General features: G+C 67.6%; 13 protein-coding genes and 1 tRNA gene. 8 read left to right on the forward strand and 6 right to left on the reverse strand.

Features of this window, described 5'->3' with window-relative positions:
- Positions 1-26: 26 nt before the first annotated feature.
- Together MFF07_RS05775 and bchF are read right to left on the reverse strand one after the other, a co-directional pair.
- Positions 27-1,307, reverse strand: a complete 1,281-nt coding sequence (locus MFF07_RS05775) for a ferredoxin:protochlorophyllide reductase (ATP-dependent) subunit N (protein WP_147813378.1) — start codon at positions 1,305-1,307, stop codon at positions 27-29.
- Complete coding sequence (gene bchF, locus MFF07_RS05780) at positions 1,304-1,819, reverse strand: 2-vinyl bacteriochlorophyllide hydratase (RefSeq protein ID WP_147813376.1); 516 nt, start codon at positions 1,817-1,819, stop codon at positions 1,304-1,306. The genes MFF07_RS05775 and bchF overlap by 4 nt, the downstream gene beginning before the upstream one ends.
- A 254-nt stretch (positions 1,820-2,073) precedes the next feature.
- Between bchF and MFF07_RS05785 the strand changes: the two genes are divergently transcribed.
- The 7 genes from MFF07_RS05785 to MFF07_RS05815 all read left to right on the forward strand — a co-directional run bounded on the left by MFF07_RS05785 (position 2,074) and on the right by MFF07_RS05815 (position 9,728).
- A complete protein-coding gene (locus tag MFF07_RS05785; protein ID WP_147813374.1) occupies positions 2,074-2,964 on the forward strand; it encodes a cobalamin B12-binding domain-containing protein in 891 nt (296 codons plus the stop codon).
- Between the two features lie 26 nt (positions 2,965-2,990).
- Complete coding sequence (gene ppsR, locus MFF07_RS05790; RefSeq protein ID WP_147813373.1) at positions 2,991-4,445, forward strand: transcriptional regulator PpsR; 1,455 nt, start codon at positions 2,991-2,993, stop codon at positions 4,443-4,445.
- 219 nt (positions 4,446-4,664) lie between these two features.
- Positions 4,665-6,017, forward strand: coding sequence for a BCD family MFS transporter (locus tag MFF07_RS05795; protein ID WP_147813370.1), 1,353 nt, complete (start codon positions 4,665-4,667; stop codon positions 6,015-6,017).
- A gap of 5 nt (positions 6,018-6,022) precedes the next feature.
- A complete protein-coding gene (locus MFF07_RS05800; protein ID WP_147813368.1) occupies positions 6,023-7,231 on the forward strand; it encodes a geranylgeranyl diphosphate reductase in 1,209 nt (402 codons plus the stop codon).
- Positions 7,228-7,725 carry a TspO/MBR family protein gene (locus tag MFF07_RS05805; protein WP_147813366.1) on the forward strand — a complete coding sequence of 166 codons (498 nt, stop codon included), beginning with the start codon at positions 7,228-7,230 and terminating at the stop codon, positions 7,723-7,725. Before MFF07_RS05800 ends, MFF07_RS05805 begins: the two co-directional genes overlap by 4 nt.
- 4 nt (positions 7,726-7,729) lie before the next feature.
- Complete coding sequence (locus MFF07_RS05810) at positions 7,730-8,101, forward strand: hypothetical protein (RefSeq protein WP_147813364.1); 372 nt, start codon at positions 7,730-7,732, stop codon at positions 8,099-8,101.
- 28 nt (positions 8,102-8,129) lie between these two features.
- Entirely contained in the window at positions 8,130-9,728 is a 1,599-nt protein-coding gene (locus tag MFF07_RS05815) for a c-type cytochrome (protein ID WP_238231075.1), read from the forward strand.
- A 14-nt stretch (positions 9,729-9,742) separates the two neighbouring features.
- Here the strand turns inward: MFF07_RS05815 and MFF07_RS05820 are convergent, their stop codons facing one another.
- From MFF07_RS05820 to trhO, 4 genes are all read right to left on the reverse strand, one after another.
- Positions 9,743-10,042, reverse strand: coding sequence for a hypothetical protein (locus MFF07_RS05820; RefSeq protein ID WP_147813360.1), 300 nt, complete (start codon positions 10,040-10,042; stop codon positions 9,743-9,745).
- Positions 10,043-10,121: 79 nt separating this feature from the next.
- Positions 10,122-10,197, reverse strand: a tRNA-Val gene (locus MFF07_RS05825).
- A 58-nt stretch (positions 10,198-10,255) separates the two neighbouring features.
- Positions 10,256-10,459 carry a SlyX family protein gene (locus tag MFF07_RS05830; protein ID WP_147813334.1) on the reverse strand — a complete coding sequence of 68 codons (204 nt, stop codon included), beginning with the start codon at positions 10,457-10,459 and terminating at the stop codon, positions 10,256-10,258.
- Positions 10,459-11,211 (reverse strand): oxygen-dependent tRNA uridine(34) hydroxylase TrhO, encoded by a 753-nt coding sequence (gene trhO, locus MFF07_RS05835; RefSeq protein WP_147813332.1) that lies wholly within the window; start codon positions 11,209-11,211, stop codon positions 10,459-10,461. The genes MFF07_RS05830 and trhO overlap by 1 nt, the downstream gene beginning before the upstream one ends.
- Positions 11,212-11,804: 593 nt before the next feature.
- Here trhO and MFF07_RS05840 point away from each other — a divergent pair.
- Positions 11,805-12,143: a DUF6968 family protein gene (locus tag MFF07_RS05840; protein ID WP_147813330.1), complete on the forward strand. Its 339-nt coding sequence runs from the start codon at positions 11,805-11,807 to the stop codon at positions 12,141-12,143.
- The last annotated feature ends 25 nt before the right edge of the window (positions 12,144-12,168 follow it).

Consider the following 12,168-nt stretch of genomic DNA (forward strand, 5'->3'; position numbering starts at 1 on the left):
TGATTGCGCAGCGATTAGGCATGATCTCAAACCTCCAGCCGCGTCCGCCGCACCAGCGGGCGGCAGAAGAGTTCGGCGAGGTCGCCGGCCTGGTCGTAGCCCTGGATCGGCGTGAACAGGAGCTCGATCGACCACTTGGTGGACAGCCCCTCCGCTTCGAGCGGGTTTGCGAGGCCGAGGCCGCAGATCGTGAGGTCGGGCTTGGCCGCCCGGCAGCGGTCCATCTGGTCGTCGAGGCTCTGGCCCTCGTTGACGACGGTGCCGCGCGGCAGCAGTTCGAGCTCGTCGGCGAGATGGGCACGGTGCAGGTACGGCGTGCCGACCTCGACCAGCTCGGTTCCCATCTCACGGGATAGGAAGCGGGCCAGCGGCACTTCGAGCTGCGAATCGGGGAAGAAGAAGATGCGCTTGCCCGCGAGCCGCTCCCGGTAATGGGCGAGAGCCTGGCCGGCGCGCTTCCTGCCCGGTGCCGTCGCCGCCTCGAAATGCTGCGGATCGACACCGAACGCGTCGGCGGCGGCCTGCAGCCAGCGGGTCGTACCCTCGGCCCCGAGGGGGAACGGTGCGGCAATCCGCCGGGCGCCACGCTCTTCGAGGGCGCGGGCGGTGTCGGTGAGGAAGGGCTGGGCCAGCAGGTAGCGGGTGTTGCGCCCCACCGCCGGCATCTCGTTCGCCCGGCGCGCAGGCAGGAAGCGCACGTCGTCCAGGCCCATCTCGGCGAAGATGCGCGCGAACTGGTCCTCGACCACGTCGGCCAGAGCGCCGACCACGAGGAGCGAGGCGGCGGCTTCCGCCGGTTCGGCCGGCAGGTCGGGCACCAAGGACGCCAGGCAAGCATCCTCGCCCTGCGTAAACGTCGTCTCGATGCCGGAGCCCGAATAGTTCAGCACACGCACGTCGGGCGCGAGGCTCTTGGACAGGCGCAGGGCGGCGCGGCTGAGATCGAGTTTGATCACTTCCGACGGGCAGGAGCCTACGAGGAAGAGCAGCTTGATGTCCGGCCGGCGCTCGATGAGGCGACCGACGACGCGGTCGAGCTCGTCGTTCATGTCGGCGATGCCGGCGAGATCGCGCTCGTCGATGATCGCGGTCGCAAAGCGCGGCTCGGCGAAGATCATCACGCCGGCGGCCGACTGGATCAGGTGGGCGCAGGTGCGCGACCCGACCACGAGGAAGAACGCGTCCTGGATCTTGCGGTGCAGCCAGACGATGCCGGTGAGGCCGCAGAACACGGCGCGCTGGCCGTATTCCTGGCGAATCTCGACGCCGCAGCCGGCGGCATCGGGTAGAGGAGCGTGAGCGTTCATCGCGCGCCCTCCGCCATCATCGGGAGGGAGCCGGCGTCGGGCGAGGCCTGGAGGCGCGCGGCGCGCAGCTTCAGAATGAACTGGCCGGCATTGACCACGTAGGTCGCGTAGGCGGCGAGCGCCAGGATGAGCAGGGCGTGGGGTTCGAGCCAGCCGGTGGTGAGGGCGATGAGATAGGCCGTGTGCAGCGCCAGGACGGCCATGCTGAACACGTCTTCCCAGTAGAAGGCCGGGGCGAACAGGTAGCGCCCGAAGACCGCCTTCTCCCAGATCGAGCCGGTCACCATGATCGCGTAGAGCGTGAGCGTCTTGACGACCACGGAGAGGTTGGCGGCGAAAAGCCCTTCGCCGGTGGCGAGGGTGCGCAGCACCAGCGTGAGGCTGACGAGGAAGACCAGGAACTGCAGGGGAGCGAGCACGCCCTGAACGATCGTCCAGGGCGAGGCGTCCCGCCGCTGGCGTTCGGCGCTCGTGTAGAGCGGTGGTGCCGGCTGGTCCCGTCTCGGACCCATGCTTCCGCCCTCTGGTTGCCTCAGGTCCCGTCGTTGCGGGGCCTCCCGGATGACCCGAGCCTAAGGCGGAGATCCGGCAAGTGTCAATCCAGCTTTACGTCCATTCACGTTTACATGCGTTTTCGTCTTTGTTGGAATTCTACCATTGCCAAGAAGCCGGTCTCGGCTATCGTAGGATGAATTAAAGTGGGAACAACCTGAAGTCGCTTGCCGACCCAGACGTCCAGCCGAGCCGCACGGAATGGGAGACGCAGATGGGCGCCTGGAGGCATTACGGACGAGGCTTCGAGCCCGCCGCCGCGCCACCCGAGTGCGGCTCCGTGCCGTCGCACAGCCCGAGTCGCGCCCCCGACACCGCCAAGCATGACGGCTTCTCCCTTCAGGGCGATCTGGCGCGAATCATCGAAGGCGAGATCCTTCCCCGGTTGATGCTCGCGCATCGCGAGGCCGCCGAGCCCACGCGGCTGATGGTCGAGCGGCGTCCGTCCCAGGATCAGATCGCGCAATTCAGCGCGTTGCTGCTTGATCCCGCTGCCGACGACATCACCGAGCATGTCCTTGCGCTGCTCGACGAGGGGCTTTCCCTCGACAGCCTCCTCTTGGACCTGCTCGCCCCCGCGGCGCGCCACCTCGGCGAGTTGTGGGAGGAGGACGAATGCGACTTCCTCGACGTCACCGTCGCGATCGGGCGGCTCCATGCCGTGACGCGCGAACTGTGCTCGCAGATGGAAGGCGAATCGGGACGCGGCAACGGGCGCAGCATCCTGCTGCTGCCGTGTCCCGGCGAAACGCACATCTTTTGCCTGTCTATCGTCGCGAGCTTCTTCCGGGAGGCGGGCTGGGAGGTCACGACGACGGGGGCGGATCCCGGCTTCGATCTCGTCGAACTCGTGCGGGCCGAGTGGTTCGACGTCATCGGCCTAACGCTCTCCTACGACGTTCTGCTTCCGGCCCTGACGCAGGCCGTGCGCGACCTGCGCAAGGCCTCCTGCAATCGCCAGGTCCGCGTGATGGTCGGCGGACCCCTTTTCGTTCGCCACCCCGAGCAGGTTCGTCTCGCCGGCGCCGACGCGATGGCGAGCGACGGGAAAATCGCCCCTGGTATCGCCGAAAGCTTGCTTGAAAAGCGGGCGCAAGCCTGCTGAAAGGACCCGCTTTACTCTGTAACGAAGTGGTGAACTTGACCTCGCTGGCGAGACCTATCCCGCATCGCCCCTCCGCGGCGTTGCAGCAGGCGGCCGGTCTCCTCGATGGCGAGGCGACCGGGATCCTGATTGCTGCCACCACGGACCTGTCGCTCGTGGTGGACGAGGACGGGATCATCCGCGACGCAGCCTTCAGCGGCGACGATCTCGGCTCCGAGGGCGTGGAGACGTGGCTCGGGCGCCCCTGGATCGACACGGTGACGATCGAGAGCCGGCCGAAGATCGATGCGCTCCTGCGCGATGCCGCGCCGGGCGCGATCACCCGCTGGCGGCAGGTCAATCATCCCTCGCCGCGCGGTATCGACCTGCCGGTCCGCTACTCGACGATGCGCCCGAAGATCGGCGGTCCCGTCATCGTGCTCGGACGCGACCTGCGTTCCGTCGCCGCGCTCCAGCGCCGGCTGACCGAGACGCAGCAGGCGCTGGAGCGCGACTACGTCCGCCTTCGCGCCGCCGAGACCCGCTACAAGCTGCTGTTCCAGCTTTCGGGCGAGCCGGTGCTCGTGGTCGACGCGGGCACGCGGCGGGTGACCGAGGTCAATCCCGCCGCGGCCCGGCGGCTCGGCCGGCCGCAGAAGCGGGTGATGGGCCAGGATGTCGTCGAGCTGTTCGACCCGTCGAGCGCGCGCGACCTGCAGGTCCTGTTCGCGGGTCTGCGCGTGACGGGACAGGCCGCCGACCTACAGGGCCGCCTGGCTGGCGGACGTGGCGAGACCCGCATCTCCGCCTCGTTGTTCCGCGGAGAGACTGCGACGAGCGTGCTCCTGCGGCTCTCCCCGGAGCCGGCGCAGCTCGAGGTTGCCCATCACGGCACGGCCAACGCCCTCGGCGTGATCGCGAAGCTGCCCGAGGGCTTCGTCGTCACTGATACCGCTCGCCGCATCCTGACGGCCAACCCCGCCTTCCTCGACCTCGCCCAGCTCGCCACCGAGGAGCAGGTGCGCGGAGAGCCGCTGGAACGCTGGCTCGGCCGCGAGGAGACCGAGGCCCAGGCCTTGTTCGCGACGCTGCAGGAGCACGGCGCGGTGCGCCATTTCGCGACGGCCCTGCGCGGCAGCTACGGCTCCTCGGAGGAGGTGGAGGTCGCGGCCGTCTCGGTGAGCGGGGGCGAGCAGCCCTGCTTCGGCTTCACAATCCGCTCGATGCCGCGCCGTCCGAATGCGGCGGCGTCCACGGGCGGCGGCCTGCCTCGCTCGGTCGAGCAGATGACCGAACTGGTCGGGCGCGTCTCGATGAAGACGCTCGTGCGCGAGACCACCGACCTGATCGAGAAGCTCTGCATCGAGGCGGCTCTGCGCATCACCCGCGACAACCGCGCCTCGGCGGCCGAGATGCTCGGCCTGAGCCGGCAGGGGCTCTACGCCAAGATGCGCCGCTACGGCATCGGCGACCTCGACTCACACGATAGTGAACTCAACTGATCGGCATTATCCTGCGGAAAATCTGCGGATGGGCTGGCGCCGATCGCGGCGCACAGGTTGTTTGTGTAAACAAAACTTGACACCTGGGCCGCCGGAAATCTAGCCTCGGATCATGCAAACGCCCCCTCCGAGCGCCGTCGCCGCGTGTCTCAGGTTGCCGAGCGGGCGTGCTCAGGTCCGGGCCTGCCGCTGCCCCACGGCCATCACAGGCGCTCTGCGATGACCCCTCTGTCGTTCTCCTGGTTTCAGATCGTCCGGCTCGGCCTCGTCCAGACGGCGCTCGGCGCGGTGGTCGTGCTGATGACCTCGACCATCAACCGCGTGATGGTGGTGGAGCTGGCGCTGCCGGCCATGGTGCCCGGCGCCCTTGTCGCCCTGCATTACGCGGTGCAGATCCTGCGCCCGCGCTGGGGCTACGGCTCCGACAGAGGCGGCCGCCGCACGCCCTGGATCGTCGGCGGCATGGCGGCTTTGGCGCTGGGCGGCTTCGGCGCGGCCGCTGCCACGGCGCTCTGCGAAACCGACGTCGCGGCCGGGCTCGCGCTCGCGGTGCTCTCCTTCCTGGCGGTCGGCATGGGCGCGGGCGCCGCCGGCACCTCGCTGCTCGTGCTTCTCGCCACCGGCGTCGACGACCGCCGCCGGGGCGCCGCCGCCACCGTCGTCTGGGTGATGATGATCGTCGGCTTCGCGGTGACCGCACCGCTCGCCGGCCATTTCCTCGATCCGTTCTCGGGCGCGCGGCTGATGGCGGTGTCCGGTACCGTCTCCGTCATCGCCTTCCTCGTCGCCGTGCTGGCCGTCACCGGGATCGAGCCCCCGCGTTCAGTCGCGGCATCCGCGAACGCGAAGACCGGCAAGAACTTCATGGAGGTGCTGGCGCGGGTCTGGGCCGAGCCGATCTCGCGGCGTTTCACGGTGTTCATCTTCGTGTCGATGCTGGCCTACAGCGCGCAGGAACTGATCCTCGAACCCTATGCCGGCCTGATCTTCGAGATGACGCCGGGCGCGACCACCAAGCTCTCAGGGCTCCAGCATGGCGGCGTGCTCGCCGGGATGCTGCTGGTAGCCGGCATCACCATGGGCATCGGCGGCCCGGTCTTCGGCTCGCTGAAGCTCTGGACGGCAATCGGCTGCCTCGGTTCGGCCGTGGCGCTCGGCGCCATCGCGGCCGGCGGACCCGTCGGCGCGGCCTTTCCCCTGCGGCAGGCGGTGTTCGCCCTTGGGCTTTCGAACGGCGTCTACGCGGTCGCCGCGATCGGATCGATGATGGGGCTCGCGGGCCAGGGCGGCGAGGCCGAGCGCGGCACCCGCATGGGCGTCTGGGGCGCGGCCCAGGGCATCGCCTTCGGGGCCGGCGGCTTCCTCGGCACGGCGGCCGTGGACTTCGCCCGGCTCGTCACCACCGATCCGACCTACGCCTACGCCTCGGTCTTCGCCGGCGAGGCCGTGCTCTTCGTCGGCGCCGCGATCATCGCGATGCGGATCGAGCACGCCCCGGCCACGGCGCGACGCGCCAACCCGCTGACGCAGGCGGCGACCTTTCAGCTCGATCCCGGTTTTGAGGCGAGGTAGCTCCTATGTCCGAGTCTCCTGTCGATCTTGAAGTCTTCGACGTCGTCGTGGTCGGAGGTGGTCCCTCCGGCGCCACCGCGGCCACCGACCTCGCGCGGGCGGGGCGCCGCGTGCTGCTTCTCGACAAACCGGGCCGGATCAAGCCCTGCGGCGGCGCGATCCCGCCGCGCCTGATCCGCGATTTCGCGATCCCCGACGACCTCATCGTCGCCCGCGTCCGCTCAGCCCGGATGATCTCGCCCAAGGACAAGCGCGTCGACATGCCGATCGGCGAAGGCTTCGTCGGCATGGTCGACCGCGAGCATTTCGACCCCTGGCTGCGCAACCGCGCCGCGCTGGCCGGCGCCGAATTGCGCGAGGCCTCCTACGACCGCATCCTTCGCGATGGGCAGGGAGCGACCATCGTCCACTACACGACCGGCAAGGGGAGCGACCTCGCCCGTCACTCCGTCCGCACCCGCCTCGTCATCGGCGCCGACGGGGCGACCTCCCCGGTCGGCCGCGCCGAGATCCCCGGCCACGACCGGATGAAGTCGGTCTTCGCCTATCACGAGATCGTCAGGCGCCCCGCCGACGGCAGCGGCGACTACGAGGCGACGCGCTGCGACGTCTACTACCAGGGCAAGCACTCGCCGGACTTCTATTCCTGGGTGTTTCCGCACGGCGAGACCATCAGCGTCGGCACCGGCTCGGCCCACAAGGGCTTTTCCCTGCGCTCCTCGATCCGGGCCTTGCGCGAGGCCAGCGGCCTCGATGCCGGCGAGACCGTGCGACGCGAGGGCGCGCCGATTCCGCTGAAGCCCCTCAAGCGCTGGGACAACGGCCGCGACGTCTTGCTCGCGGGGGACGCCGCCGGCGTCGTCGCCCCGGCCTCGGGCGAAGGCATCTACTACGCCATGCTCGGCGGGCGCCTCTCGGCGGAAGCCGCCGACGTCTTCCTGCGGACCGGCGATCCCCGCTCGCTCGCCCTGGCGCGCCGCCGCTTCATGAAGCTGCACGGCCGCGTCTTCATGATCCTCGGCATGATGCAGTGGTTCTGGTACCGCAACGACGGCTTGCGCGAGCGCTTCGTCTCGATCTGCCGCGACAAGGACGTCCAGCAGCTCACCTGGGACAGTTACATGAACAAGGAGCTGGTCCGGAAGAAGCCGGTCGCGCACATGAAAATCTTCTTCAAGGACCTCGCGCACCTGTTCCGCTGGGTCTCTCCGTGACGGCACTCCTCGGGGACGGCTGGGTCCCTCCCCTGGTCGCAGCGATCGTGGCGGTGCTCGTCGCAGTCGCGGGCGCCGTCGCGACGACGACGGACGCGTGGTACGGCGGGCTGCGCAAGCCCGCATGGAAGCCGCCGGACTGGGCCTTCGGCCCGGTCTGGACCGTGATCTTCGCGCTCACGGCCACGGCCGGCGTGCTCGCCTGGAACGGCGATCCGAGCCCTGTCGCCCGCGGCGCCCTGATCGCGGCCTACGGCGTCAACATCGTGCTGAACATCGCCTGGAGCGTGATCTTCTTCCGGATGCGGCGGCCGGACCTCGCGCTGGTCGAGGTCGTTCTGCTCTGGCTCTCGATCCTCGCCCTGGTGCTCGTGACCGGCCGCGTCACGCTCGTGGCGGCGCTCCTGAACCTGCCCTATCTCGGCTGGGTCAGCGTCGCGACCTTCCTCAACCTGCGGATCGTGCAGCTCAATCCGCGCCTGCGGGAGGCCTGAACCGATGCCCGAGCTCTTTGCCAGCGGCCGCATCGTCGACGGCATCCTCGTGCTCGTCGCCCTCGAGGCCGTCGCGCTGCTGGTCTGGCGCTGGCGGCGCGGACGCGGCCCCTCGCCGCTCGCCTTGATCGGCAACCTCGCCTCCGGCGCGTCGCTGATGCTGGCGGTACGCGCGGCGCTCACCGGTGCCGACTGGACGGTGATCGCCGGGTTTCTGCTGGCATCGCTCGTCGCGCACCTCACGGACCTGTGTCTCAGGTTACGGGATGAACAGCCGGAGGCGCTTCGTCGCAGATCACAGTCGAGCGAGCCGGGAACATCGCCCGAGACAGCAGCGTTCACCGCCCGGACCCAGCCTGGAATGATTTCACCTTAAATCTGCCCGGCACACGGAGACGCGCTTCATGGCCCATCGCACCGCGCTCGCATTCGGATTGCTGATCGGTGCCGGCCTCTTCGCTCCTCCCCCCGCCTCCGCCCAGGGCGCTGAAACGGATCCGGTGAAGCGCGGCGCGTATCTCGCCACCGCCGGTGACTGCGTCGCCTGCCACACCGCCCCCGGCGGCAAGCCGTTCGCCGGCAATTACCCGCTCAACACGCCGATCGGCGTGATCATGACCCCGAACCTCACCCCGGACAAGGAAACCGGCCTCGGCAACTGGACCGAGGAGGACTTCGAGAAGTCGTTCCGGCACGGCATCGGCAAGGACGGCAAGTACCTGTACCCGGCCTTTCCCTTCGGCTGGTACACCAAGGTCACGAGCGACGACACCAAGGCGATCTTCGCATATCTGAAGTCGTTGCCGGCGGTGAACGAGAAGAAGAAGGACAACGGGATCGACTTCCCGTTCAACATTCGCTCCGCGCTGATCACATGGCGGACGGCCTTTTTCAAGGAAGGTGAGTTCAGGCCCGACCCGAACGCCAGCGCCGAGGTGAACCGCGGGGGATACTTGGTCGAAGGTCTCGGCCATTGCGGCATGTGCCACAACGAGAACAAGCTCGTCGGCAATTCGAGCCTCGCGGGCAAGCTCGGCGGCGGCGTCATCGACGGCTGGTACGCGCCGAACATCACCCCCGATGACCAGCAGGGCATCGGCGCCTGGACCGACGAAGAGGTCGTGTCCTACCTCAAGACCGGCACCGCTCCCGGCAACCACCCCGGCGTCGCCGCCGGGCCGATGCGCCAGACCATCGACGAGTCCCTCTCCAAGATGACCGATGCCGACCTGAAGGCGATCGTCGCCTATCTGCGCTCGGTGCCCGCCAAGAAGACCTTCAAGCAGCAGGAGTTGCAGGCATACAACCAGCCCGGCGCGCCCGGCGGCGAGACCTACCTGACCTACTGCTCCTCCTGCCACCGGCCGGACGGCAAGGGTGTCGAGGGGGCGATCCCGGCGCTCGCAGGCAACAGCTCGGTCCAGACCAAGGGGCCGGAATCGGTTTTGCGCGTGATCTACGGTGGGCTTGCCGCCCAAAATGGCTACGCGCCGATGCCGGCGATCGGCCAGGAGATGACCGAGCAGCAGGTCAAGGAGGTCACCGACTACGTCCGCAACTCCTGGGGCAACAGCGCTCCGGTCATGAATGCGGGATCTGCCGTCTCGACGGCGAAGGAGGCGACGAAGACGATGCTGGCCGGCACCGCGCCCTGCGCCGAGATCGCCCCGGACAAGCTCAAGACAGCCTTCGACGAGGCCGGCGTCGCCGACGCCCTGAAGGGTATCTCGCAGACCGACTTCGTGCCGCGTCTCTCCCAGATCGTGCCGAAGGTAAAGGCCGCCGCGACCGGCGCCAGCGACGACGACATCGTCAACGGCCTGCAGGCCGCCTTCTGCCGGGCCGGGACGGCCGCCGGCCAGCAGGACAAGCCGGGCTGGACCGCGATCCTCGGCTCCTTCGGCAGCGTCGCCTACAGCCAAGTGCGCCACCCCGAGAAGCAGGCCAGCGCCAAGCCCGGCGCACCGCCGGCCTCGGACATGAGCGCACCGAGCCGGAACTGACCCGGACTAACGGTTCAGGTCAGCCGGAGCCGGGCGAAGTCGAGTTCGGTCTCGACCGACCTCAGGAGATAATCCAGGGCGTTGGCGTCGAGCCCGGCCTCCTTGAGGCGCTTGCGCAACTCGGCCGTCTCCGCCGCCGGATCCTTGGAGGGCCGCTTCGCCGGCATCAGGCGCCTCAGCATCGGGCTCATCAGCGCATCGCGATCGTAGCCGCGATGCGCAGCAAGACGGCGAATGCGCCCGATCAGGGCGTCGAAATCCTGGTCGGCGGCCCGATAGCCGGCGGCCGGTGACCGCCGAGGTCGCAAAAGCATGGTGCAGGGCTCCGTCCGATCCTCCGCAACCCTACCGCGTAACCGTCTAGATTTCGTTCCAGCCCGTTGTGAGCCGGCATGGTGGGCGGTGACGGGCTCGAACCGCCGACCCTCTCCGTGTAAAGGAGACGCTCTACCAACTGAGCTAACCGCCCGGGCAACGGCCGGGAGCGTTACGGAAAGCGCCCGGGTTTCGCAAGCGTCGCGGGCGGTTCAATAATGCGGTGGCGGGGCCTCGGGGCCGCTGCCGGCGCCGCGGGCGGAGGCTTCTTCGAGTTGGGCGGCGAGGCGCTCGACGCTGCGGGTGAGCTTGTCGATCATGCGCCATTGCGCGGTGATCGTGGCGTTCAGGTCCTCGATCACGGCCTCCTGCTCGGTGAGGCGGATCTCGAGGCGGTCGAGGCGGGCGTCGGTCATCAGCGCAGGGCCTCCGGCGGGTGGTCCGGCCGCTCGACGAGGCCCGGCCCGAGCGCGATGCGGTCGTCGAAAACGAAGCAGTCGCCGGTCCAGCGGCTCTCCGCCTCCGGCACGGTCTCCAGGTATTTCAGGATGCCGCCCTTGAGGAGATGCACGGTCGCGAAGCCGCGCCCCTTGAGATAGGCCCCGGCCTTCTCGCAGCGGATGCCGCCGGTGCAGAACAGCGCGATCTCCGGTGTCGCCGCCGGGTCGAGTTCGTCCGCGAACGCACGAAACTCCCCGAAGGTCTTCAGGCCGGGATCGACGGCGCCTTCGAACGTGCCGAGCGCTACCTCGAAGGCGTTACGGGTGTCGACCAGCAGCAGGTCCGGCCGCTCCAGCAGGGCGTTCCAATCCTCCGGCGCGACATTGGTGCCCGTGCCGCGCGCCGGATCGGTGGCGCCGTCGTCGAAGGTGACGATCTCGGGCTTGAGCTTGACCTTGAGCCGGCGAAACGGCGGGCCTTCCGCCGTCGAGAGCTTATATTCGAGGTTGTCGAGCCGCCCGCCGAAGAGGTTCGGGGCGTTCAGTTCGCTCAGGAACGCGTCGATCGCCTCCGCCGACCCCACCACCGTCCCGTTGATCCCCTCCCCAGCCAGCAGCAGCGTGCCGGTGATGCCGAGCGACCCGCACAGGGCCTGCAGCGGCGCCTGCAACGCGGCGGCGTCGGGGAGCGGGGTGAACTGGTAGAGGGCGGCGACGGTGTGGGGCATTGGGATGCGCATCTAACAGTACCGCGCATGCGGGGAAACTTTCGATGTGCCGCGATGTATCAAGACCACCAACGGAATGGTTCTGTAACTCCGAGGACGGTCGAGCCCCTGACGGGAGCGCGAAGCCATTTCACCTATCGTAGGACTTAAATCTTGACATTCCGATGGCGATTGGATAGAAGGGCCAATCTTCGGAGGCTTGCGCGATGTCACGTCACTTAGACTTTGATCGAGCTTTGCAAATTGCGCGTATAGATCTAGCGCGTCTCAAACTGAAGACAGCACTTGTGCGGCACGCACTCGGTCAGAAAGGATATAATCCAAGCCAGCCTCGCAATCCTGCAGGCCAACCCAATGGAGGTCGGTGGACAGGAGACGACGGATCAGAGGCATCGAAAAGCCGCCAAGCTCGGCAAAACCCACGAATACGTCTCGCTCAGAATTCTCAGGATTTCTGTGACGATCAGTACAAACGTGATGTCTTTCAATGTAAAATGGTCGGCTTGCGGAGTTGCTACTCCCAGGCAATGGTTCGTCTCGTGGCATGTGAGCGTGGTCACGATATTCCGCCGCTGAATTATTGACGAGGGAAAATGATCATCGCGACCCGCAATCTCAGTGTTCAAGAAAATGGCGTACGACATCCGGTTCAAGTTCGTCTATTTGCACCTGAACAAGACGGCGACAGCTGGATGTGTCGATATGAGATCGATTGGCCGGAAGTCACGAGGAAAAGTTTTGCCGCCGGATTGGACACGATTCAGGCGCTGCACTTGGCACTGCAAAAAATCGGTATCGATATCTACATGAGCAAGCATCATGAATCCGGGGCGCTCATCTGGATCGATCCCGATGATGGGTATGGATTTCCGGTTCCGAAAAATGGACGGGATTTCCTTATCGGGTCGGATAAAGCCTTCGAAGGTCGATAGCCTTACGAGGTCTTGCCGGGACGCC

This window comes from Methylobacterium thuringiense, assembly GCF_022179645.1.
GTDB classification, from domain to species: Bacteria; Pseudomonadota; Alphaproteobacteria; order Rhizobiales; family Beijerinckiaceae; genus Methylobacterium; species Methylobacterium thuringiense.